The organism is Luteipulveratus flavus (assembly GCF_029439465.1).
GTDB classification, from domain to species: Bacteria; Actinomycetota; Actinomycetes; order Actinomycetales; family Dermatophilaceae; genus Luteipulveratus; species Luteipulveratus flavus.
Genome location: NZ_JAROAV010000031.1, coordinates 139,018 through 161,800 on the forward strand (window position 1 = coordinate 139,018; position 22,783 = coordinate 161,800).

Sequence of the window (22,783 nt, forward strand, 5' to 3'; positions counted from 1 at the left end):
TCGGTGAAGTGACGATATATCGCGTCAACAAGGAGAGTCAAGATATATCGCGAGTGTGGCTTGCGGCCGGCCGAGCCCCATCTGCCCCCGAACCTCTTGGCCGAGTGCGCGTGTCCTGCTGGTTGCGGTGTGAAATTCCAGCAGGACACGCGCACTCGACCGGTGTGGCGGGCAGGACGCGCGCACTCGGCCGGCGAAGCAGGACGCGCGCAGTCGGCCGGGCAGGTCAGAGCGCGAGCCACTCCTGCCAGCCGGCGTGCAGGACCAGCCAGGCGATCAGGCCGTAGCCGGCCTGACCGGGGTGGAAGCCGTCGCCGGCGGCGAGGTCGGACTGCCACTGCTCGTGGCCCAGCAGCGGTCGGTAGCAGTCGACGTAGGTGACGCGGCGGCGCGAGCAGACGTCGGCCTGCGCGTCGACCAGGGTCTCCAGGCGGTTGTTGATCTCGGAGTCTGCGGTCGGTGGCGGCCCGACGACGTACGTGGCGATGCCGGTGGTCGCGGCGTCGTCGAGGATGTTGGCGAGGTTGAGGCGCGAGCGGGCGGTCGTCATGCCCTGGTGGATGTCGTTGGTGCCGAAGCTGACCACCAGGCGCCGCTCGTTGCTGCGCGCCCACCGGGGCGTGGTCTCCGCACGCCAGCGGCCGAGCACGTCCGTCGAGCTCTCCCCGCGCACGCCGAGGTTGTACGACGCCAGCTGCGCCTCGCCGATCGAGGTGCGGGCGATCACCCGAGAGACCCAGCCGAGGGCCTTGGGATCGCCCAGGCCCGACACCAACGAGTCGCCGACGAAGCACAGGCCGATCTGGCGGGGGCCGTCGGCGACGTGGAACTCGGCGCTGGGGGTGAAGTCGGGCTCACTGCCCTCGTGTGGGTAGCTCATGCGATGGGGTGCCTCGTCACTCGTCGTCGTCCAACCGGGCCAGCCACGTCGCCAGCCGCTCCACCGGCGTCTCGAACTCGGGGTTCAGGTCGACGAACACGCGCAGCTGTTCGGCGAGCCACGCGATGCTGACGTCCTCGTCGCCCCGGCGCGCGATCAGCTCCTCGAGTCCCCGGTCGGTGAAGTACACACCGGGAGGCTATCGCGGGGGCCGTTCACAGCCGTGACGCCAGGCCGTCGTCGTGTCGACCGGCTGGGCACCGGCTTCCTCAGGCGGTGGCGACGTCTCGCTGCCAGGACTCGGTGCGGTAGGAGGTCTCCCAGCCCATCGAGACGTACAGGCCGTCGGCTCCGGTGGGGGAGTCGGCATCGACCTCGAGTCCGACGCGGTTGCGACCGCGCTCGGCGGCGTCCCGGATCACCGTGTGCAGCAACGCCTTCGCGACGCCGCGGCCCCGGGCCTCCCGGTGGACACCGATGTAGTCGATGTAGCTGCCCTCGAACCCGTCGGCGTCCTCGGGGAGCACCGACCCGACGACCGCGCCGGCGAGCAGCGGGCCGCTCGGGAGCTCGACCGTCGCGAGCCACCAGTGGTCCCAGCGGTGGCCGGGGTCCTCGCGCAGGCGGGTGACGAACTCCGCGAAGCTCTCGCGGTAGGAGTTGAAGTGGTCGGCGAAGGACTCCTCGAGCACCAGGTGGACGGCACGCAGGTCCTCGGCGACCGGCAGGCCGCCCTCGTGCTGGGCGACCCGGCGTACGACGACCCCGGCTCGGGGCGCCGGGAACGCGTCGGGCGACGCCTCCTCGGCCGTCACCGGCCGCGACATCTGCAGCCAGGTGCGGGTGAGCACGAGGCCGGCGGCGGTCATCCACCGCGCCTGCCGCTCGTCACCGGCGATCGCTGTGGCGTCCAGCTGGGTGGTCGCCTGCTCGCGGACGCGACCGATCTCGCGCGCGGTCTCGCAGCACCACTCGAACAACGACGCCGCGACCGGGTCGGCCTGCGCGTCGTCCACGTCCGGACGCACGGTGACGTCGATCGTCGTTCGACCCGCCGCGCGGTCGTGGACCCGGGCCCACGCCGCGACGTCGCCGTGGGAGTCGACGGCGAGCAGGTGGCGGCGCGTCCACGAGCCCGGACCGACGACCTCGGACCGGACCGCGTCCGCGTCGACGCTGCTGCGCCCGCGCACGGCCTGCTGGTGCGCGGCCAGCAGCGACACCAGCGCAGCGAGATCGTCGGGCGTCGGGACGCGGACGCCCCAGCCGGATGGGACCTGGACGGCCGGCGCACCCGGCTGGGGAATCGTCATCAGCGGTCGAACGCCTGGGCGATGAGCTCGGCGAGCTGGGCCTGGTGCTTCTTGGCCGAACCCGTCGCCGGCGACGCGGACGCCGCCCGCGACACGACCCGCAGGCCGCGCTGCTCACCGTGGGCGGTCAGCTGCTCGGGCAGGTTCAGGGCCATGAACGGCCAGGCGCCCTGGTTCTTCGGCTCGTCCTGGACCCAGACCAGCTCGGCCTTCGGGTACGCCTTCACCGCGTCGGCGATCTCCTGGGCGGGGATCGGCGCGAGCTGCTCGATGCGCACGATGGCCGTGGCGTCGTCGCCGCGCTTCTTCCGCTCCGCCTCGAGGTCGTAGATGATGCGGCTCGAGCCGAGCAGCACCCGGTCGACCTTCTCCGCGGCCACCGTGGTGTCGGGGATCACCGGACGGAACGTGCCGTTCGTGAAGTCCTCCGGCGAGGAGGTGGCCGCCTTGAGGCGCAGCAGCTGCTTCGGGGTGAAGACGATCAACGGACGGCGCGGACGCGCGTACGCCTGCCGACGCAGCAGGTGGAAGTACGACGCCGGCGTGCTCGGGTAGGCGATCGTCATGTTGTCCTCGCCGAACATCGCAAGGAAGCGCTCGATGCGCGCCGAGGAGTGGTCCGGACCCTGGCCCTCGTAGCCGTGCGGCAGCAGCAGCACCACCGAGGAGCGCTGCGCCCACTTCTGCTCCGAGGAGGAGATGAACTCGTCCACCACGGTCTGTGCGCCGTTGACGAAGTCGCCGAACTGCGCCTCCCACAGCACGAGCGCGTCCGGGCGCTCGACCGAGTAGCCGTACTCGAAGCCCATCGCGGCGTACTCCGACAGCAGCGAGTCGTACACCCAGAACCACGCCTGCCCGTCGGACAGGTACCGCAGCGGGGTCCACTCGGCGCCGGTGCTCTTGTCGACCAGCACCGAGTGACGCTGGACGAACGTGCCGCGGCGAGAGTCCTGCCCGGCGAGGCGCACCGGGGTGCCCTCCAGCAGCAGCGAGCCGAACGCGGTGAGCTCGCCCATCGCCCAGTCGATGCCACCCTCGCTGGCCATCGCCGAGCGCCGCTCCATGAGCTGCTTCAGCTTCGGGTGCAGGGTGAAGCCCGCCGGCGGGTTGACCCAGGTGTCGCCGATGAGCTTCAGGTCGCGCTGCGAGATGGCCGTCGGCCGGGTGGTCTGCTGCCACCCGTCCCGGTCGTCCTGCTCCTGCGCGGACGGGCGCTCCAGGCCGCCGTGGCCCTCGGCGTCCGTGCCCGTGCTCGCGTCCGGCTTGGCCGGGGTGGTGTCGGCGGCGGCCTGCTTGCGCGCCTCCTTGGTCTCGATGAAGACCCGCTCCAGCTGCTGCTGGTAGTCCTTCAGCGCGGCCTCGGCGTCCTCGACCGAGATGTCACCGCGGCCGATGAGCGCTTCGGTGTAGAGCTTGCGGACGCTGCGCTTGGCCTCGATCAGGTTGTACATCAGCGGCTGCGTCATCGAGGGGTCATCGCCCTCGTTGTGCCCGCGGCGGCGGTAGCACACCATGTCGATGACGACGTCCTTGTGGAACTTCTGCCGGAACTCGTAAGCGAGCTCGGCGACCCGGACGCACGCCTCGGGGTCGTCGCCGTTGACGTGGAAGATCGGCGCCTGCACCATCCGGGCCACGTCGGTGGAGTACGTCGAGCTGCGCGAGCTGCTCGGCGCCGTGGTGAAGCCGACCTGGTTGTTGATGACGACGTGGATCGTGCCGCCGGTGCGGTACCCGCGCAGCTGCGACAGGTTCAGCGTCTCGGCGACCACGCCCTGACCGGCGAACGCCGCGTCACCGTGCAGCAGGATCGGCAGCACCGTGAACGCGGTACCGGCGAGGTTGATGCGGTCCTGCTTGGCGCGGGCGATGCCCTCCAGGACCGGGTTCACGGCCTCCAGGTGGGAGGGGTTCGCGGCGAGGTAGACCTTGGTCTTGTTGCCCTCGTCGGAGACGAACTCGCCCTCGGTGCCCAGGTGGTACTTCACGTCGCCGGAGCCCTGGACGGACTTGGGGTCCTGCTGGCCCTCGAACTCCCGGAAGATCTGGCCGTAGGACTTGCCCGCGATGTTGGCCAGGACGTTCAGCCGGCCGCGGTGCGGCATGCCGATGCAGACCTCGTCGAGGTTCTCGTCGGCGGCCTCGCTCAGGATCCGGTCCATGACCGCGATGACCGACTCGCCGCCCTCGAGGCTGAACCGCTTCTGACCGATGTACTTGGTCTGCAGGAAGGTCTCGAAGGCCTCCGCGGCGTTCAGCTTGCGCAGGATCCGCAGCTGGTCGTCCGCCGACGGCTTGGCGTACGGCTTCTCGACCTTGTCCTGGATCCAGCGGCGCTCGGTCGGGTCCTGCATGTGCATGTACTCGATGCCGACCGTGCGGCAGTAGGAGTCACGCAGGATGCCCAGGATCTTGCGCAGCTTCAGGAACGGCTGCCCGCCGAAGCCGCCCGTCGGGAACGAGCGCTCGAGGTCCCACAGCGTCAGGCCGTGGGTGGTGATGTCGAGGTCGGGGTGCTTGCGCTGCTTGTACTCCAGCGGGTCGGTGTCGGCCATCAGGTGACCGCGTACCCGGTAGGCGTGGATCAGCTCCTGCACCCGGGCGACCTTGGAGATGTCGTCGTCGTGGGTGACCGAGATGTCCTGCACCCAGCGGACCGGCTCGTACGGGATCCGCAGCGCGGCGAAGATCTCGTCGTAGAAGCCGTTCTCGCCCAGCAGCAGCTGGTGCACCCGGCGCAGGAACTCACCGGACACCGCGCCCTGGATGACGCGGTGGTCGTACGTGGAGGTCAGCGTCAGGATCTTGCTGACGGCGTTGCTGGTGAGTCGCTCCTGGCTGGCGCCCTGCCACTCCGCGGGGTACTCCAGCGCGCCGACGCCGATGATCGCGCCCGCACCCTTCATCAGCCGCGGCACCGAGTGGTTGGTGCCGATACCGCCGGGGTTGGTCAGGCTGATGGTCGTGCCGGCGTAGTCGTCCAGCGTGAGCTTGTTGGTGCGCGCCTTGCGCACCATGTCCTCGTACGCCGTCCAGAACTGGGCGAAGTCCATGTTCTCGGCGCCCTTGATGCTCGGGACGACGAGGGTCCGGCTGCCGTCGTCCTTCTGCAGGTCGATGGCGAGACCGAAGTTGACGTGGCCCGGCTTGAGCAGCTGGGGCTTGCCCTTCTCGTCCGCACCGAGCGCGAAGTTCATCTCCGGGACGTCGTGCAGCGCCTTGACGATCGCGTACCCGATGAGGTGGGTGAAGCTCACCTTTCCGCCGCGGCTGCGGGAGAGGTGGTTGTTGATGACGATGCGGTTGTCGATCAGCAGCTTGGCCGGGACCGCACGCACGCTCGTCGCGGTCGGAACCTCGAGGCTGTCCTCCATGTTGGTGACGATGCGGGCGGCGACTCCACGCAGCGGCACGGCCTCGGAGGCGCCGGCGTTCTCGACCGGCTCGACGGAGGTGCTGAAGCCCTCACGCGGGGTCAGCCGGCTCGCGCTCCCCTCGGCCTTGGCCGGGTCGGGCTGGCCGGGCGCGGTGTGGTCGGTCTCCTCCGGCTGCTGCTGCGGCGGCTCGTTGTCCGCGGCGTCGGACTCGGGCGCGCCGGCCGGGCTCGGCGCGGGGGCCTCGGCCTTCGGCGTCGCCGGCTTCGTCTCCGTCGCGGCCGGCGCGGGCGCGCTCGCGGCGGGGGCGGACGGCGTCGTCGCCTGCTCGGCCTGAGGGGCCGACTGCGGCTGCGCGGACGGCTGCTGCGTCTGCGTCTGCGGCTGGGACGACGGCTGCTGCGTCTGCGTCGACGCGCCGCCACCGTTGCCGGAGGTGGCCGCCGGCTCGTAGTCCGCGAAGAACTCCCACCACGCCTCGTCCACGGAGTTCTTGTCGTCGAGGTACTGCTGGTAGAGCTCGTCCACTAGCCACTCATTCGGGCCGAAGGCCGCGAGTGGGTCGCCGCTGGGGGACTGAGATGACACGCGGATGCGCCTCTTTCATGCGTCGATTCGAAGTTGGGAAGCCGTCGCTGCGCATATAGCACAGACGAGGGCAAGCCTACTGCGGCGGGTGTCACGGCGATGGACCGGGCTCGGCACGCGGGACGGGCGGTGTGTCCGCTGTGTCGGGGGACACACCGCCCTCGCCGGACGTCGGCCGGAGGAGTCAGCTGACGTCCCGACGGGTGGTCAACCAGGTCCCGATTCCGGCCAGCAGGGCGGAGTACGCCAGCAGCACCAGGGCGCCCGCCGGCCAGGACAGCCGCTCCACGGGAACGCTGTCGTTGATGCCGGTGGACTGCTGGGAGAGCATCGCCTGGGTCGCCCTGCTGGGGAAGAACTTCGAGACGCCCTCGCCCCAGTCCTGGGAGGCCAGGACGCCGCCGAGGATCGGCTCGAGGATCCAGGCGATGCCGACCATGATCATCAGCGCGGCCACCTGGTTGGGGATGAGGATGCCGGCGCCCAGCCCGATCAGGGCCCACAGCCCGAGCACGAGCAGCATGAGCAGCAGCGCGCGCGGGACGGCGAAGCCCTCGCCGAACGTCGACAGTCCCCGGGACGACAGCACGGCGGCGCCGGCCGCGACCGCGGCGACGACGAACAGCAGCCCGTAGAACGCACCTGTCACCAGCAGGGCGACGACCTTGGCGGCCATGACGCGGGTGCGGTGAGGCACGGCGAGGAAGGTGGACGTGATCGTCTGGTGCCGGTACTCCGAGCCGATCGCGACGATGCCCACGCACATCGTCAGCAGGTAGCCCAGCCCGACCGCGCCGGTGTAGGTGTTGATCGCGAACTGCGTCTGCGACATCGCCGGGACCCCCAGGTCGGGGTTGGCCTTCTCCGGCTCGGACGTGGCCGCGAGCAGCGCGGTGACGCCGGCGGCCAGCAGCACGATCGGGATCGCCATGCCCCACCACAGCCGGGTGGTGAAGATCTTGCGGAGCTCGGACCTGATGGCGGCGCCCATCACTGCACCTCTCCCGGCTGGACGTCGGTGGTGGGCTCGGTGGCGCCCAGGTTGCGGTTGCGGTTCTCCGGAGCGGAGGTCAGCTGGAAGAACAGGTCCTCCAGGTCCGACCGGGACTCGCGCAGCTCGTAGATCGGCAGCCCCAGCCGCAGGGCCGTGTCGCCGATGCGTCGGGCGTCCTCGCTGGTGACCTCGAGGGAGTCGTCGCCGGTACGGACGACGAGCAGGCCGTCCTCGCCGAGTGCCGCGCCGAGGCGGTCCGGGTCGGTGGTGCGGACCAGCTGGCGACGGTCGCCGTGCAGGGTGCTGATCGGCCCCTGCTGGACGAGACGGCCGTTGGCGATGATCACGACGTCGTCGACGGTCTGCTCGACCTCGTTGAGCAGGTGGCTGGACACCAGGATCGTCTTGCCCTCGGTGGACAGATGACGCAGGAACCCGCGCAGCCACCGGATGCCCTCGGGGTCGAGGCCGTTGGCCGGCTCGTCCAGGATCAGCACCCGCGGGTCGCCGAGCAGCGCCGCGGCCAGCCCGAGGCGCTGGCGCATCCCCATGGAGTACGTACCGGCGCGCTTGCCCGCCGCGGCGGCGATGCCGACCAGCTCCAGGAGCTCGTCGACCCGCGCGTCGGGGACGCGTGACGCGGCCGCCAGCACCCGCAGGTGGTCCCGACCCGTGCGGCCGGGATGGAAGCTCGTCGCCTCGAGCGCGGACCCGACGACCTGCATGGGGTTGTCGAGCTCGGCGTACGGCCGCCCGTCGATCGTCGCGCTTCCCGCGCTGGGGCGGATCAGCCCGAGCAGCATGCGCAACGTCGTGGTCTTGCCGGCGCCGTTCGGGCCGAGGAAGCCGGTCACCCGGCCGGGCTCGACCACGAAGGACAGGTCGTCGACCGCGCGGAAGTCGCCGAAACTCTTGGTCAGGCCGGCGATCTCGATGCGCGCGCCGGTGCTCGTCGGACTCGGTGTCGGGGCGGTGGTCACACGCACCCCCGGTGTGTCGCCATGTGCTCCATCCCACCACTCCCGCGTTCCGCAGGTGCCAGGTCGCCGCATCTAGGATGAGCGCCACTATGACGGAGTGGCTGCTTGTCCTCGCCGGAGTTGTGCTGACTGCCGGGACGGCGGTGTTCGTGGCGGCGGAGTTCTCGTTCGTCGCGCTGGACCGCCCGACGGTGCAGCGGGCGATCGACGGGGGTGACCGCGCCGCCGTACCCGTGCTGGGCTCGTTGCGTCAGCTGTCGACGCAGCTGTCGGCCGCTCAGGTCGGCATCACCCTGACGACCCTGGTGCTGGGCTTCCTGGTGGAGCCCTCGCTCGGAGCGCTGCTGGAGGCGCCGCTGGGCGGGCTCGGCCTCGGCGAGGGGGCCGCCGTCGCGGCGAGCACGACGCTGGCGCTGGTCCTGGCGACGATCTTCTCGATGATCTTCGGCGAGCTGCTCCCGCAGTTCCTCGGCATCTCCGCGCCGCTGCCGGTGGCACGCGTCGTGGCCCGGCCCGTCCGCGCGTTCTCGGTCCTCACCCGTCCGCTGATCCGGCTGCTGAACGGCTCCGCCAACAGCGTGCTGCGGCTGCTGGACGTCGAGCCGCAGGAGGAGCTGTCGGCGGCGCGGACCCCGCAGGAGCTCTCCTCCATGGTGCGCCGCTCCGCCGAGGCCGGGACGATCGAGCAGGGCACCGCGCGGCTGCTCACCCGCTCGCTGGACTTCGGCGAGCGGACCGCGAGCGACGTGATGACCCCCCGCGTACGGTCGGTGTCGGTCGACCGTACGGCGACCGCGGACGACGTGGTCGGCCTCGCCCGGCGGACGGGCCACTCCCGCTTCCCCGTGCTCGGGGAGGGCTGGGACGACGTCCGCGGCGTGGTGCACGTGAAGAAGGCGATCGCCGTACCGCCCGAGCGCCGGTCGGACGTGCCGGTGTCCGCGCTGATGATCCCGCCGGTCGTCGTGCCGGAGACGATCCGGCTCGACCCGTTGCTGGTGCTGCTGCGCAAGGGCGGCTTCCAGCTGGCCATCGTCATCGACGAGTACTCCGGCACCAGTGGCGTCGTCACCCTCGAGGACGTCATCGAGGAGATCGTCGGCGAGGTCAGCGACGAGCACGACCGGGTCCGGGACCCGAGCCGGATGCTGCCGGACGGCTCCTGGACGGTCTCGGGCCTGTGGCGTCCGGACGAGGTCCGCGACCGCATCGGCGCGCACATCCCCGACGGGGCGACGTACGAGACCATCGGCGGCTTCGTGATGGAGCAGGTCGGGCGGGTCCCGCAGGTCGGGGACGAGGTCCGCGCCGACGGGTGGCTGCTGCGGGTCGTCTCGATGGACAAGCGGCGGGTGGACCGGCTGAGGCTGTCCCAGCTGCCGGCCGACGAGCCGGTCGAGGGGGAGCAGGCCTGATGGCGCTCTGGTTCTCGCTGCTGCTCCTGCTCGGCAACGCCTTCTTCGTCGGGGCGGAGTTCTCCGTCATGGCGGCCCGCCGCTCGCAGATGGAGCCGCTGGCCGCCGAGGGCAGCCGGCGCGCCAAGCTCGTCCTGGAGGCCCTGGAGAACGTCGCCTCCCTGCTCGCCTGCGCCCAGCTCGGCATCACCGTCTGCTCGGTGCTCCTCGGTGCGGTCGCCGAGGACGCCCTGCACCACCTGCTGGTGGGTCCGTTCCACGCGGTCGGCCTGCCCGAGGAGGCGGCCGAGATCGTCGCGCTGCTGCTCGCGCTGCTGATCGTCGTGTACCTGCACGTCGTCGTCGGCGAGATGATCCCGAAGAACCTCGCCATCGCCGGCCCCGACCGGGCGGCGCTGCTGCTCGCGCCGGTGCTGCTGTGGATCACCAAGGCGCTGCGTCCGCTGATCCGGCTGCTGGAGGCCATCGCCAAGTGGCTCGTGCGCCGGTTCGGCATCGAGCCCAAGGACGAGGTCGCCTCGACCTTCTCGGCGGAGGAGGTGCACATGATCATGGAGGAGAGCCACCGCGAGGGCCTGCTGGAGAAGGAGCAGCAGGACCGCACCCGGGCCGCCCTGGAGTTCAGCGACCGGGTCGCCGGCGACGTCGCCGTACCCCTGGACGGACTGGTCACCCTGCCGATCGGCGCCTCGCCCGCCGACCTGGAGCAGCTGGTCGCCAAGCGCGGCTTCTCCCGCTACCCGGTGACCGACCGGAACGGCGCGATCGCGGGGTACCTGCACCTGAAGGACGTGCTGTACGCCACCGACGAGCTGTACGAGGACCCCGTACCGCCGAAGCGGATCCGACCGCTGGCGACCGTGCGGACCGCCGACGAGGTCGAGGATGTCCTGCTGACGATGCAGCGGACCGGCTCGCACCTGGCCCGCGCGGTGGACGCCGAGGGCGCGGTCGTCGGCGTCGTCTTCCTCGAGGACCTGCTGGAGGAGCTCGTCGGCGAGGTGGCCGACCAGACCCAGCGCTGAGCGTCCGGGTGCCCGCGTGGCGAACGCCGGGTTCGCCCGCGGTGGGCGACCCACCATGCTGTGTGGCATGTCGCCACACCTGGTCTTCGACGTCAGCGCCGAGGGGCGTGCCGCCACCGAGCCGCTCCGGGAGGACATCCGCCTCCTCGGGGGTCTGCTCGGTGACGTCATCCGGGAGCAGGAGGGCGAGCGCGTCTTCGGGCTCGTCGAGGAGGCGCGGCGGCGGGCGTTCGCGGTGCGCCGCCAGGAGGTCGACCGCGAGGGGTTCGCCGATCTCTTCCGGGACCTGTCGACCCAGGACTCGCTGCACGTGATCCGGGCCTTCAGCCTGTTCGCGCTGCTGGCCAACCTTGCCGAGGACCTGCACCGCGAGCGCCGCCGCGCCCTGCACGTCCGTGCCGGCGACCCGCCGCCCGCGGACTCCCTCGCCGCCGGGTTCGCCGCGCTCGCCGAGGCGCAGCTGGACCCGGCCGAGGTGGCCGACGTCCTGCAGGACGCGACCGTCGTGCCGGTCATCACGGCCCACCCGACCGAGACGCGCCGCCGTACGGTGTTCGAGGCCCAGTCGCGGATCGCGGACACGATGCGGATTCGCGAGCGGATGACGCTGAGCGATGCCGAGGAGGAGTCGGCGCTGCGGACGATCACGATCCAGGTCATCACCCTCTGGCAGACCGCCCTGATCCGGCTGCAGCGCGTCCGCATCCAGGACGAGATCGAGGTCGGGCTGCGTTTCTTCGAGGCGTCCCTCTTCGAGGTGATGCCGCAGATCAACGCCCGCGTCCGGCGCGAGCTCGCCGAGCTGTACCCCGGTACGGACCTGCTGCCCCAGCCGCTCCTGCGTGCGGGTTCGTGGATCGGTGGCGACCGCGACGGCAACCCCAACGTCGACGCCGACGTCGTCGCCACGGCGTCCTCGCGCGCCGCGCAGACCGCGCTGACCCACTACCTCGACGAGGTGAGCACGCTCGAGACCAGCCTGTCCCTGTCCGTGCGTCTGACCGCCGTGAGCGAGGACCTGCTCGCCCTGGCCGCGCGCAGCGAGGACGACGCCCGCGACGACGAGCCGTACCGCCAGGCGCTGCGCTGGATCCACCACCGGTTGGTGTGCACGTACGACGTCTTCTTCGACGAGTGGCTGGGCGGCGGCAGCATCGGGGAGGCGACCGCGTACGACACCCCCGGCGAGCTGCTCGCCGAGCTGGACGTCATCGACGCCTCGCTGCGCGCGGACGGCGACGACCTGATCGCCGACGACCGGCTGCTGCGGCTGCGCGAGGCGGTGCGGACGTTCGGCTTCCACCTGTACGGCCTGGACCTGCGGCAGAACTCCGACGTCCACGAGCAGACCGTCGCCGAGCTGTTCGCCTGGGCCGGGGTGCACGACGCGTACGCCGGCCTGGACGAGAAGGAGCGCGTCGACCTGCTGGTCGAGGTGCTCCGGTCGCGGCGGCCGCTCATCGGCGCGGACGCCGAGCTGTCCGAGCAGACGACCCGCGAGCTGGCGATCACCGCGGCCGCAGCGCGGGCGATCCGGACGTTCGGGCCGGAGGCGGTGCCGAACTACGTGATCAGCATGTGCACCAGCGTGTCCGACCTGCTGGAGTGCGCGGTGCTGCTCAAGGAGGCCGGCCTGCTCGACCCCGTCACGGGGACCAGCCCGGTCAACATCGTGCCGCTCTTCGAGACGATCGAGGACCTGCAGGTCTCGGCGACGACGGTGCGGGCGGCGCTCGCGGTCCCGGCGTACCGCGCCCTGGTCGAGCGCAAAGGCAGCCTGCAGGAGGTCATGCTCGGCTACAGCGACTCCAACAAGGACGGCGGCTACCTGGCGGCCAACTGGGCGCTCTACCGCGCCGAGCTGGACCTCGTCGAGGTCGCGCGCGAGCACGGTCTGCGCCTGCGGCTGTTCCACGGGCGCGGTGGCACGGTCGGACGCGGCGGCGGCCCGAGCTACGAGGCGATCCTCGCCCAGCCGCGCGGCGCCGTCCGCGGCTCGTTGCGGCTCACCGAGCAGGGCGAGATCATCGCCGCGAAGTACGCCGAGCCGCGGCTGGCCGTCCGCAACCTCGAGGCCATCGTCTCGGCGACGCTGGAGGCGTCCCTCCTGGACACCGAACGCCTGGGCGACGAGACCGGCTCCGCGTACGCCCACCTGGACGAGCTGGCGGCGCTGGCGCGGGAGTCGTACGCCGACCTCGTCCACCGCACACCGGGATTCGTGGAGTACTTCAAGACCTCCACCCCGGTGGGTGAGATCGGCGCGCTCAACATCGGCTCACGCCCGGCCTCCCGCAAGCCGACCGAGCAGATCTCGGACCTGCGCGCGATCCCGTGGGTGATGAGCTGGTCGCTGTCGCGGGTGATGCTGCCCGGGTGGTACGGCACCGGGTCGGCTCTGGAGCAGTGGGTCGGCGGGGACGAGGAGCGGCTGTCGACGCTGCGCGGCTACTACGAGCGGTGGCCGTTCTTCCGCACCGTCATGTCCAACCTCGCGCAGGTGATGGCGAAATCGGATCTCGGTATCGCGGAACGGTACTCGCGGCTGGTGCAGGACGAGGAGCTGCGCGGGCGCGTCTTCGGCAAGATCGTGCAGGAGCACGAGCGGACGGTGCGGATGTTCGGGCAGGTGACGGGGCACGAGGACGTGCTGTGGGACAACGCCGCGCTGAAGCGGTCCGTCTTCAATCGGTTCCCCTACCTCGAGCCGCTCAACCACCTGCAGGTCGAGCTGCTGCACCGCTACCGCGCGGGCGACGAGAGCGAGCAGGTGCGCCGCGGGATCCTGCTGACGATGAACGGCCTCGCGACCGCCCTGCGCAACTCCGGCTGACCGCCCACCCCTCGCCCCAGGTCCGCGTTCTGGCAAAAGCTGGTGCCCGGCACACGTATGCGTGTGCTGGTGGCCAGTTTTTGCCGGGGTGGGCGGCAGAAGTTGGTGGTGGGCACAGGAATGGGTGTGCCGGTGGTCAGTTTTTGCCGGGGTGGGCGGCGGCCGGGTCAGCCGGCGGCGAGCTTTCGGACGGCTCCTACGGCGTCGGCGATCTGCCCCGCGACGGCGTCCAGGTCGGCGGCCGGGGTGCGCTCGTCGAACGTGAGCCGTACGGCGGTCTGCGCGAGCGCCGGGTCGTACCCCATGGCCAGCAGCACCGGGGACGGCTCGTCACTGCCGGCGGCGCAGGCCGAGCCGCTGGAGCACAGTGTCCCGCGCTCCTGCAGCCGGAGCAGGACGGACTCGCCGCTGACGCCGTCGAAGACGAACGACGCGTGGCCGGGCAGCCGGCGGTCCGGGTGGCCGGTCAGCCGGGCACCGGAGACCCGGTCGAGCACCTCGGCGATCAGTGAATCGCGTTGCGCGGCAACGGGTTCGGAACGCGCCAGATCGACCAGGTCCAGAGCAGTGGCGAACCCGACGGCCGACGCGACGTCGCTGGTCCCCGAGCGGAGCCCGCGCTCCTGACCGCCGCCGTGCAGCAGCGGCTCGATCGGGGTACGCCGCCGCACGTAGAGCACGCCGACGCCCTTGGGCGCACCCAGCTTGTGGCCCGAGAGGCTCATGGCGCGCACCCCGAGCGCGTCGACGCCCAGGTCGAGCCACCCCGCCGCCTGGACCGCGTCGGTGTGGAAGGGGACACCGAGCTCCTGCGCGACGGCCGCCAGCTCGGCCACCGGCTGGACGGTGCCGACCTCGTTGTTGGCGTACTGGACGCTCACCAGCGTCGTGTCCGGGCGGAGCTCTGCACGCAACGCCTCGACGTGCACCAGCCCGTCGTGGTCGACCGGAAGGTGGGTGACGTCGTACCCGATGCGCTCCAGGAACGCGGCCGACTCGAGCACGGCCGGGTGCTCGACCGCGGACACGATCACGTGGCGCCCGCGCGGCGCGGCCAGGGCGATGCCCTTGACGGCGGTGTTGTCCGCCTCGGTCCCGCCGGAGGTGAAGACGACCTCGCTCGCCCGAGCGCCCAGCCGGGCGGCGACCCGCGCCCGAGCGTCCTCGAGCGCTGCGTGTGCCGAGGCGCCGAGGTCGTGCTGGCTCGATGCGTTGCCGAAATCCCTTGTCAGGTAGGGGAGTACGGCTTCGAGCACCTCCCGTCGCGGCGGCGAGGTGGCGGCGTGGTCGAGGTAGGTCATGACACCTTCACGTCCAGGCCGAGGTCGAGCGCGCGCACGGAGTGGGTCAGCGCGCCCACCGAGATCACGTCCACCCCGGTCCGGGCGACGTCACCGATGGTGTCCAGCGTGATCCCGCCGCTCGCCTCGACGATCGCGCGACCGGCCACGAGCCGGACCCCTTCGCGCAGCTCGTCCGGCGTGAAGTTGTCGAGCATGATCGTGTCGACGCCACCCGCGAGCACCGGCTCGATCTGGTCCAGGCGGTCCACCTCGACCTCGATGTGCGTGGTGTGAGGAAGCATCGCGCGAGCGGCCCTGATCGCGGCGGTGACATCGGGCAGCAGCGCCAGGTGGTTGTCCTTGGCCAGCACGGCGTCGGACAGCGAGAACCGGTGGTTGTGGCCCCCACCGCACTGGACCGCGTGGCGCTCCAGCGCGCGCAGCCCGGGCGTGGTCTTGCGGGTGTCGACCACGCGGGCCTCGGTACCGGCCACGGCCTCGACGTACGCGGACGTCTGGGTGGCGATGGCGCACATCCGTTGCACCAGGTTGAGCGCCACGCGCTCGGAGCGCAGCACCGACCTCGCCGGCCCGCTCACCCGGGCGAGCACGTCGCGGGCGTCGAACCCGTCACCGTCGGCGACCAGCAGCTCGACCTCCACGCGCGCGTCGTACGCCGTGAACGCGACCTCGAGGACGGAGCCACCGGCCATCACGCCCGCCTCACGGGCCACGAGATCTGCTGTCGCGGTGGCGGACTCGGGGATGAACGCCTCCGAGGTGAGGTCGCCGGACGGGGCGTCCTCCTCGAGGGCGAGCTCGACGACGCGCAGGATCTGGCTGTGCTCAAGCATGGGAGTCCATCCTGATCGAGGAGTGGCGGGCCGGGTCGAGCGGCGTGGGGAAGTCGGTGCGGTAGTGGCCGCCGCGCGACTCCTCACGGGCCAGGGCGGAGCCGACCACCGCGCGGGCCAGCAGGAGGAGGTTGGCGTCCTCGGCCGACTTCGCGTCGGTGACGTCCGGGGTGCGCCACGAGCGCAGCGTCGCGGACGCCTCCCGCAGCCCGTCACCGGTACGCGCCAGGCCGGCCGCCCGCCACATCAGCTGCTGCAGGTCGTCCCGGGTGAACGCGCCCGCGCCGGGCTCGTCGCCGAGGTGGGCCGTGCGGACGTGCGCCCACGCGCCGTCGAACGCCTCCGCGTCCGGGCTCTCCTCGATGGCTCGCACGCAGCGGATGCCGTACACCGCGCCCTCCAGCAGGGAGTTGGAGGCGAGCCGGTTGGCGCCGTGCAGCCCGTTGCAGGCGACCTCGCCAACCGCGTACAGACCGGGCAGGCTGGTGCGGCCCCAGGAGTCGGTCCGTACGCCGCCCATGTAGTAGTGGGCCGCCGGCGTCACCGGGATCGGTGCGATGGACCAGTCGAGCCCGCGGGCGCGGCACGCGGCGTCGATGGTCGGGAAGCGCCGCGCCAGGAACGTCGCGCCGAGGGCGGTGGCGTCGAGACGTACCGGGGTGCCCGGCTGCTTCGCCATCTGCGCCGCGATGCCCCGGGCGACCACGTCACGCGGCGCGAGCTCGGCGTCCGGGTGGACGTCGGTCATGAACCGGCGGCCGTCGGCGTCGACGAGAACGGCTCCCTCGCCGCGGACGGCCTCGGAGACCAGGAACGACTCCGGACCGTCCAGCGCGGTCGGGTGGAACTGGTAGAGCTCCAGGTCCGCGGCGACCGCACCGGCGCGCAGCGCGAGCGCGATGCCGTCGCCGGTCGCGACCTCCGGGTTGGTGGTGAACGGGAACAGCTGGCCCGCACCGCCGGTGGCCAGCACCACGGCGTCCGCCGTCAGGACCTCGCCGTCGAGCAGCCGTACGCCGGTGCCCGCACCGTCGTGCGTCACGAGCTCGACGACGGTGCGGTTGGTCAGAACTCGGACGCCGCTGTCGCGCAGCCGGTCGACCAGCGCGTACGCGATGGCCGCGCCGGTCGCGTCACCGCCGGCGTGCAGGATGCGCGCGTGGGAGTGCGCCGCCTCCAGGCCGTGGGCGAGCTCGCCGTCGGGGCCGCGGTCGAACCGCACGCCCCGGTCGATCAGTCGCTGCACGGCCTCGGGGCCGCCGGAGCAGAGTGCGAGTGCGGTGTCGGTGTCGCTGAGACCGGCCCCGGCGACGAGGGTGTCGTGCAGGTGCGACTCGACGCTGTCGTCCGGTGTCGACACGACGGCGATGCCGCCCTGGGCGTACCGGGTGTTGCTCTCGGCGAGGTCGGCCTTGGTGACGAGGACGACGTCGTGACCGCGCGCGGACGCCTCCAGCGCCGCGGTCGTCCCGGCGACGCCGCTCCCGATGACCAGGACCCGCGTCATTTCCGCCCCTCGGGCAGCGCGGCCAGCATGCGCTCCAGGGCCACGCGCGCGTCCGCGGCGACGTCCGGTGCGACCGAGACCTGGTTGCGCACCTCACCCTCGACGAGCCCGTCCAGCGTCCACGCGAGGTACCCCGGGTGGATGCGGTACATCGTCGAGCACGGGCAGATCACCGGGTCGAGGCAGAAGATCGTCATGTCGGGGTGCTCCGCCTGGAGGCGGTTCACGAGGTTGACCTCGGTGCCGATCGCGAAGACGTCGCCCGGCGAGCCCGCCTCGATCGCCTTGCGGATGTAGTCGGTCGAGCCGGCCTCGTCGGCGGCGTCGACCACCGGCATCGGGCACTCGGGGTGGACGATGACGCGCACGCCGAGGTGCTCGGCCCGCGCCTGCTCGATCTGGTCGACGGTGAACCGCTTGTGCACCGAGCAGAACCCGTGCCAGAGGATCACCCGCGCCGCGTCCAGCTGCTCGGCGGTGTTGCCGCCCAGAGGCTTTCGCGGGTTCCACATCGGCATCTGGTCCAGGCCGATGCCCATCGCCTTGGCGGTGTTGCGGCCCAGGTGCTGGTCGGGGAAGAACAGCACCCGCTGCCCGCGCTCGAACGCCCACTCCAGCACAGTAGAGGCGTTGGAGGAGGTGCAGACGATGCCGCCGTGCCGGCCGCAGAACGCCTTCAGCGCCGCCGAGGAGTTCATGTACGTGACGGGTACGACCGGCTGGCGGCCGTCGGCGTCCGGCTCCTCGCCGTAGAGCTCCATCAGCTCCTCCCACGCCGACTCGACGGAGTCCTCGTCGGCCATGTCGGCCATCGAGCAGCCGGCCGCGAGGTTGGGCAGGATCACCCGCTGCTCGGGCCGGGCCAGGATGTCGGCCGTCTCGGCCATGAAGTGCACGCCGCAGAAGACGATGGTCTCGGCGTCCGGCTTGGTGAGCGCGGCGTTGGCGAGCTGGAAGGAGTCGCCCAGGAAGTCGGCGTACTGCACGACCTCGTCCCGCTGGTAGAAGTGGCCGAGGATGACGAGCCGGTCGCCGAGTGCCTTCTTGGCGTTGCGGATCCGCTCGTGCAGCTCCTCATCGCTCATCCGCTGGTAGGCCACCGGCAGCTGCCCCGGGCGGGTGACCGGCGCCGGGATGACGTCGTCCTCGGACGCGCCCGGTCCGTACCCGGGCGACAGGTCGAACTCCCACGGTCCCTTGGCCAGCTCGGTGTCGCAGCTGCTGCTCGGCCGAGTGGTGATCGCGACGTTCACGGACGTCATGCCTGCTCCTTCGAAGGGGTCAGCGGGCCGTGGTCGGCCGGCTGCACTGCGGTGTCGTAGCGGTAGAGGCGTGGGGGCCGATGGCTCGTGCCGGTGAGGTGCTCGCCGGTGTCGACGAGCGATCCGGTGGCCAGGATCTGCCGGCGGAAGTTGGCCGGGTCGAAGGAGCAGCCGCGGACGGCCTCGTGCACCTGGCGCAGCTGGGCGAGGGTGAACGTCTCGCCGAGGAACCCGTGCGCGATGCGGGAGTACTCCATCTTCGTGCGCAGCCGCCACACGGCGTAGTCGACGATCGTGCGGTGGTCGAACGCCAGCTCGGGCAGGTCGTCGACGGCGAACCATTCGACGTTGTCGCTGTCGATCGCCTGGGCGGCCTCGTCGGCGTGGACCAGGGCCCAGTAGACGATCGAGACCACGCGGGTGTCGTCGGCCGAGCGGTCGAGCGTGCCGAAGGCGTACAGCTGCTCGAGGTAGCGCGGCGTCAGCCCGGTCGTGCGGCCGAGCGTCGCGCGGGCGGCGGTCTCCAGGTCGTGCTCGGGGGAGAGCCAGCCGCCGGGGAGGGCCCAGCGGCCCTCGTACGGCTCACGGATGCGTCGGACCAGCGGCAGCCACAGCGTCATCAGGTCCGAGTCCGGGCTCGGGCGCAGCGCGAAGATCACCGTCGAGACCGCGAGGTCGACCCGCTCGGCGTGCTGGCGTCCCATGGTGCTCCTGTCGCGTACTTAAGGTGACAGCGACATTAACACCCCTTCTGGTCATGTCAACCTGAACCCGGACGACCAAAGACCGGCCCACCGCTGGGTGGGCCGGTCTCCGGTCGAGTGCGCGCGTCCTGCGGTTCTCAGCGCCGGAAGCACGCAGGACACGCGCACTCGGCGGGGGAGGCGGAGGGTCAGGCGCCCGGCTTGGTGAGCAGGCAGCCGTCCTTGGACAGGTCGAGCGTGTTGTCCGCGGTCAGGCAGGTGGTGAACCAGTACGTCTGCTGGCCGTAGCTCTGGCCCTTGGTGGCGGTGGTCTTGCCGTCCTCGCCGACCTCGCACGGGTTGTTCTCCGTGCACATCTCACCGTCGTCGTTGCCGGTGTTGTTGACGCCGACGACCTCAAGGCTCGTGTCGTCCACGATCGGCGAGCCGGAGGTGCCGTGGATGGTCTGGCAACCGTCGTCGGGGAACCGGTAGCGGATCGAGTCCTTCCAGGTCCACTCGCCCTCACGCAGCTCGCCGACGAAGCCGTTGACGCCGCACGAGTACGTCTTGCTCCAGTACGACGACGGGATGGAGATCGAGCTCTGGTCGGCCGGCTTGCTCGAGGAGATGGTGAGCGCCTTGGCGCCGGAGTCGGCGGCGATGTCGGCGTAGGTGTCGCTGAGCCGGTAGAGCGAGACGTCGGTACCGGTCATCGTCGCGTACATGACGCTCTCGGCCGTGACCGAGCCGATCGTGGCGCCCGAGTCGTCCAGCAGCTCACCGTCACGGGAGCTGGGCTGGTCCACGAGAACCTCACCGGCAGAGGGCATCCCGCCCTCGTAGCAGTGCCCGTTGGTGAGCATCATCGCCTTGTCGGTGTCCTTCGACGTCGAGAAGCGCACCAGGCTCGCGGAGCAGTTGTCGAGCTTGATCGTCGAGGCGAGGCCGGCAGCCTGCAGCCGCTGCACGGTCTGCGGCGGCCCGCTCGGCCCGGGTTCCGCCTGGGCGTGGGCCAGCGGGAGGCCGACCCCGGCAACGCCGACGGCGGCGGTGGCGACAAGGCGGACGACGGTACGGCGGGAGGGCACGAGGTAACTCCTGGATCGGTGACGATGGATGCCTCACCGTCTCGGTGCTCGGACGCCTCGGTCAACGGCCCTTGCCAAGCCTTGGGGGAGTGCTGGCTGGGCCCTGATCGGCTCTTGACAGCAGGCGGCCGCCGTACCGGCGCAGCGTACGGCGACCGCCCGGCCCGGGCGCGTGGATCAGCCGGCGGTGACGGCGGTGTCGTCCACGACGAAGCTCGTCTGCAGGCTGGAGTCCTCGTTCATCAGGAACTTCAGCGTGATGCTCTTGCCCTTGTACGCGCTCAGGTCGAACGTCTTCTGCGCGTAGGTGCTGCTCGTCCCGACGTTGGAGTACGTCGCCAGCGTCGACGTGGTCGTGCCGCTGACGACCTGCACCTTCATCGTGTCGTACGCGGTCGAGCCGGTCTCGGCGGTGTCGGTGCGGATCCAGTACGACAGCTTCGGGGCCGACGCGGTCGCGGGGATGCTGACCGTCTGCGACTCGTTCTCGGTGGAGGTCGAGCCGTTGCCGCCCAGCCAGAGCTTCCAGGTGCCGGAGTGGGCCGGGCGGCTGGTGCTGCTGGTGATCGCGCCGGAGGTGCCCGTCCAGCCGGTCTGGCCCGACTCGAAGCCGGGGTTGGTCAGCAGGTTGCTGCCGGTGGGCGGAGGGGTCGTGCCGCCGGAGGCGCCGGTCAGCAGGCAGCCAGGGACCGTGAGGTCAATGGCGCGCGTGCTGCTCAGGCAGGTGGTGAACCAGTACGTCTGCTGGCCGTAGCTCTGCCCCTTCTGGACGGTCGTGGTGCCGTCGGCGTTGACCTCGCACGGGTTGTTCTCGGTGCACATCGCGCCGTCGTCGTTGCCCGTGTTGTTGATGCCGATGACCTTCAGCGTGGCGTTGTCGACGATGGGCGAGCCCGAGGTGCCGTGGATCGTCTGGCAGCCGGGGAAGTTGTAACGGATGGAGTCCTTCCAGGTCCACTCACCCTCACGCAGCTGCGGGACGAACCCGTTGATGGAGCAGCTGTAGGTGGTCTTCCAGTAGGACGACGGGATGGTCATCGCCGTCTTGTCGACCGGGTGCTGGTCGGAGACGGTGAGCGCGTTCGCGCCCGTCCGGGTCCGGATCGCCGCGAAGGTGTCGGTCAGCCGGTAGAGCGTGACGTCCGTGCCGGTCATGGTGGCGTACATGACCTGATCGGCCTTCACCGTGCCGCGCGAGCTGCCGGACGCGTCCAGCAGCGTGCCGCTGCGGGTGCTGCTCTTGTTGGTGAGCACCTGCCCGGCCGACAGGAAGCCGCCCTCGTAGCAGTGGCCGTTCGTCAGCATCATCGCCCGGTCGCTGTCCTGGGACGTCGGGAAGCGGACCAGGCTGGCCGAGCAGTTGTTGAGCGCGATGGTCGAGTCCAGGCCGGCCGCGGCGAGGGCGGCGACGGTGCGCTGGCCGGGCGTCGGGTCGGCGGCGTGCGCGGCGGCGACCGAGGGCCCCGCCGTGCTGAGCAGGCCGAGGGCGAGAACGCCCGCGAGGCGGGCGAGAGGGCGGTGGGTGGTCACGGGGGGTCTCCTCGAGCGGGCGGTCCAGCGGGTCGCCTCACTGTGAGGTCAGTCACACCCGGGCGCGACGATCTTGACCAGGGTCTGATTCCCTCCTGACCAGTTCCACCACGGAACGGTGAACGAGACGGAACCGTGTGAACGGTGGAGGAGACGACGAGACCGCCGCGGGTCTCCGCGGCGGTCTCGTCGATCTGTGGGCGCCCCCTGCAGGATTCGAACCTGCGCTCCCGCCTCCGGAGGGCGGTGCTCTATCCCCTGAGCTAAGGGGGCGTGCGCCCGACGTGCGGACGCGAGGAGAAAGACTAACAGCCCTCGAGGGCCGCCTCGGCGAGGGTCGGGCTCCGCGCGACCACGGCTGCCGCCGGAGCCGCGTTCCTAGACTGCCTTCGTGACCCCGTACCGCCTCGGCGCCGCCCTCTCGGCGGTCCTCGGAGCGCCCGTACGGATTCGCCCGGACCTCGGGCAGGCGCCGGTGCGTTGGACCACCACCGTGCTCCGCGACCACCGGGTCCGCGACGCCGGCGGGGTCGACCGGCTCCGCGCGATGGCCACCGACCTGCCCGGCGTCACGGTCGACGCCGAGGACCTGCTGACGTTCGACGTCGACCCGGCCGGGGTGGAGGCGATGCTCGCAGAGCCGCTGAGTGACACGGACGTGGCCGCGGCCGGCGCGCTCGCGCGTGACCTGCGCGACCCGTCCCGCCCGTGGCTGCTCACCCGCGACGGCAGGCGTTCGACGTACGACGACCTGGCGGCACTGGTGGGCGACGCCGCCGCTCGCTGGGCGTCCGCCCGCTCCGCCGGTAGCGCGCGGGTGGACGTCGCCGTGGACGACCTCGCCTCGGCGACTCCGCAGAACCCGTCCTTCGCCGTCCTCCTCGCGCACGACCGCCTCGCCCGGGGACGCGCGCCGATCTCGTCGGGACGGCTCGTCGCGCTGGTGGGTGAGGCGCCGATGGCGCTCGCTGACACCGTCCGCACCGGCCGGACCCGGCCGTGGGTCCGGCACGTCGAGGCGGTCGCCACCGAGGTGCTCTCACCACGCCCGGACCCGCCCGCCGCGACCGTCACGTGGACGGCGACCCGGGCGCGGGAGGCGGCCCGTATCGTTCTGGCGACCGGCCTGCAGACGGTCGGTGTACCAGCGCCTGCGCAGATCTGAGGA

General features: G+C 71.4%; 17 protein-coding genes and 1 tRNA gene. 4 read left to right on the forward strand and 14 right to left on the reverse strand.

Features of this window, described 5'->3' with window-relative positions; translation table 11 throughout:
• Positions 1–226: 226 nt before the first annotated feature.
• From P4R38_RS12615 to P4R38_RS12640, 6 genes are all read right to left on the reverse strand, one after another.
• Complete coding sequence (locus tag P4R38_RS12615) at positions 227–880, reverse strand: DUF459 domain-containing protein (protein WP_275238406.1); 654 nt, start codon at positions 878–880, stop codon at positions 227–229.
• A gap of 16 nt (positions 881–896) precedes the next feature.
• Positions 897–1,070: a DUF6104 family protein gene (locus P4R38_RS12620; protein WP_275238407.1), complete on the reverse strand. Its 174-nt coding sequence runs from the start codon at positions 1,068–1,070 to the stop codon at positions 897–899.
• A gap of 79 nt (positions 1,071–1,149) precedes the next feature.
• Positions 1,150–2,193: a GNAT family N-acetyltransferase gene (locus P4R38_RS12625; RefSeq protein WP_277192424.1), complete on the reverse strand. Its 1,044-nt coding sequence runs from the start codon at positions 2,191–2,193 to the stop codon at positions 1,150–1,152.
• The gene (locus P4R38_RS12630; RefSeq protein ID WP_277192425.1) at positions 2,193–6,158 is read right to left on the reverse strand and encodes a multifunctional oxoglutarate decarboxylase/oxoglutarate dehydrogenase thiamine pyrophosphate-binding subunit/dihydrolipoyllysine-residue succinyltransferase subunit; all 3,966 of its coding nucleotides are present in this window, start codon (positions 6,156–6,158) and stop codon (positions 2,193–2,195) included. Before P4R38_RS12630 ends, P4R38_RS12625 begins: the two co-directional genes overlap by 1 nt.
• 184 nt (positions 6,159–6,342) lie before the next feature.
• Positions 6,343–7,149 (reverse strand): ABC transporter permease subunit, encoded by an 807-nt coding sequence (locus tag P4R38_RS12635; protein ID WP_277192426.1) that lies wholly within the window; start codon positions 7,147–7,149, stop codon positions 6,343–6,345.
• On the reverse strand, positions 7,149–8,132 hold the full coding sequence (locus tag P4R38_RS12640; protein ID WP_277192427.1) for an ABC transporter ATP-binding protein: 984 nt from the start codon (positions 8,130–8,132) through the stop codon (positions 7,149–7,151). Before P4R38_RS12640 ends, P4R38_RS12635 begins: the two co-directional genes overlap by 1 nt.
• Before the next feature lie 89 nt (positions 8,133–8,221).
• Between P4R38_RS12640 and P4R38_RS12645 the strand changes: the two genes are divergently transcribed.
• The 3 genes from P4R38_RS12645 to ppc all read left to right on the forward strand — a co-directional run bounded on the left by P4R38_RS12645 (position 8,222) and on the right by ppc (position 13,405).
• Positions 8,222–9,547, forward strand: coding sequence for a hemolysin family protein (locus P4R38_RS12645; RefSeq protein WP_277192428.1), 1,326 nt, complete (start codon positions 8,222–8,224; stop codon positions 9,545–9,547).
• Positions 9,547–10,572: a hemolysin family protein gene (locus P4R38_RS12650; RefSeq protein ID WP_275238413.1), complete on the forward strand. Its 1,026-nt coding sequence runs from the start codon at positions 9,547–9,549 to the stop codon at positions 10,570–10,572. Before P4R38_RS12645 ends, P4R38_RS12650 begins: the two co-directional genes overlap by 1 nt.
• Before the next feature lie 67 nt (positions 10,573–10,639).
• A complete protein-coding gene (gene ppc / locus P4R38_RS12655) occupies positions 10,640–13,405 on the forward strand; it encodes a phosphoenolpyruvate carboxylase (protein ID WP_277192429.1) in 2,766 nt (921 codons plus the stop codon).
• Between the two features lie 167 nt (positions 13,406–13,572).
• Here ppc and P4R38_RS12660 read toward each other — a convergent pair whose 3' ends face one another.
• The 8 genes from P4R38_RS12660 to P4R38_RS12695 form a co-directional block, all read right to left on the reverse strand.
• A complete protein-coding gene (locus P4R38_RS12660) occupies positions 13,573–14,706 on the reverse strand; it encodes a cysteine desulfurase family protein (protein ID WP_277192430.1) in 1,134 nt (377 codons plus the stop codon).
• Positions 14,703–15,542 carry a carboxylating nicotinate-nucleotide diphosphorylase gene (gene nadC, locus P4R38_RS12665; RefSeq protein ID WP_277192431.1) on the reverse strand — a complete coding sequence of 280 codons (840 nt, stop codon included), beginning with the start codon at positions 15,540–15,542 and terminating at the stop codon, positions 14,703–14,705. Before nadC ends, P4R38_RS12660 begins: the two co-directional genes overlap by 4 nt.
• A complete protein-coding gene (gene nadB / locus P4R38_RS12670) occupies positions 15,535–17,049 on the reverse strand; it encodes an L-aspartate oxidase (protein WP_277192432.1) in 1,515 nt (504 codons plus the stop codon). Before nadB ends, nadC begins: the two co-directional genes overlap by 8 nt.
• Positions 17,046–18,311, reverse strand: coding sequence for a quinolinate synthase NadA (nadA, locus tag P4R38_RS12675; protein ID WP_277192433.1), 1,266 nt, complete (start codon positions 18,309–18,311; stop codon positions 17,046–17,048). The genes nadB and nadA overlap by 4 nt, the downstream gene beginning before the upstream one ends.
• On the reverse strand, positions 18,308–19,015 hold the full coding sequence (locus tag P4R38_RS12680; RefSeq protein WP_275238419.1) for an NUDIX hydrolase: 708 nt from the start codon (positions 19,013–19,015) through the stop codon (positions 18,308–18,310). The genes nadA and P4R38_RS12680 overlap by 4 nt, the downstream gene beginning before the upstream one ends.
• 188 nt (positions 19,016–19,203) lie before the next feature.
• Positions 19,204–20,085, reverse strand: a complete 882-nt coding sequence (locus P4R38_RS12685) for a trypsin-like peptidase domain-containing protein (RefSeq protein ID WP_277192434.1) — start codon at positions 20,083–20,085, stop codon at positions 19,204–19,206.
• A 177-nt stretch (positions 20,086–20,262) separates the two neighbouring features.
• Positions 20,263–21,615 carry a trypsin-like peptidase domain-containing protein gene (locus P4R38_RS12690; protein ID WP_277192435.1) on the reverse strand — a complete coding sequence of 451 codons (1,353 nt, stop codon included), beginning with the start codon at positions 21,613–21,615 and terminating at the stop codon, positions 20,263–20,265.
• A gap of 201 nt (positions 21,616–21,816) precedes the next feature.
• Positions 21,817–21,888 (reverse strand) — tRNA-Arg (locus P4R38_RS12695).
• Positions 21,889–22,006: 118 nt separating this feature from the next.
• Here P4R38_RS12695 and P4R38_RS12700 point away from each other — a divergent pair.
• Positions 22,007–22,780: a hypothetical protein gene (locus P4R38_RS12700; protein WP_277192436.1), complete on the forward strand. Its 774-nt coding sequence runs from the start codon at positions 22,007–22,009 to the stop codon at positions 22,778–22,780.
• Positions 22,781–22,783 lie beyond the last annotated feature (3 nt).

Bases quoted from the DNA above. Each gene is read 5' to 3' on its own strand.
- P4R38_RS12615 (WP_275238406.1), bottom strand. From the start codon at position 880: ATGAGCTACCCACACGAGGGCAGTGAGCCCGACTTCACCCCCAGCGCC.
- P4R38_RS12625 (WP_277192424.1), bottom strand. From the start codon at position 2,193: ATGACGATTCCCCAGCCGGGTGCGCCGGCCGTCCAGGTCCCATCCGGC.
- P4R38_RS12635 (WP_277192426.1), bottom strand. From the start codon at position 7,149: ATGGGCGCCGCCATCAGGTCCGAGCTCCGCAAGATCTTCACCACCCGG.
- P4R38_RS12645 (WP_277192428.1), top strand. From the start codon at position 8,222: ATGACGGAGTGGCTGCTTGTCCTCGCCGGAGTTGTGCTGACTGCCGGG.
- P4R38_RS12650 (WP_275238413.1), top strand. From the start codon at position 9,547: ATGGCGCTCTGGTTCTCGCTGCTGCTCCTGCTCGGCAACGCCTTCTTC.
- ppc (WP_277192429.1), top strand. From the start codon at position 10,640: ATGTCGCCACACCTGGTCTTCGACGTCAGCGCCGAGGGGCGTGCCGCC.
- P4R38_RS12660 (WP_277192430.1), bottom strand. From the start codon at position 14,706: ATGACCTACCTCGACCACGCCGCCACCTCGCCGCCGCGACGGGAGGTG.
- nadC (WP_277192431.1), bottom strand. From the start codon at position 15,542: ATGCTTGAGCACAGCCAGATCCTGCGCGTCGTCGAGCTCGCCCTCGAG.
- nadB (WP_277192432.1), bottom strand. From the start codon at position 17,049: ATGACGCGGGTCCTGGTCATCGGGAGCGGCGTCGCCGGGACGACCGCG.
- nadA (WP_277192433.1), bottom strand. From the start codon at position 18,311: ATGACGTCCGTGAACGTCGCGATCACCACTCGGCCGAGCAGCAGCTGC.
- P4R38_RS12680 (WP_275238419.1), bottom strand. From the start codon at position 19,015: ATGGGACGCCAGCACGCCGAGCGGGTCGACCTCGCGGTCTCGACGGTG.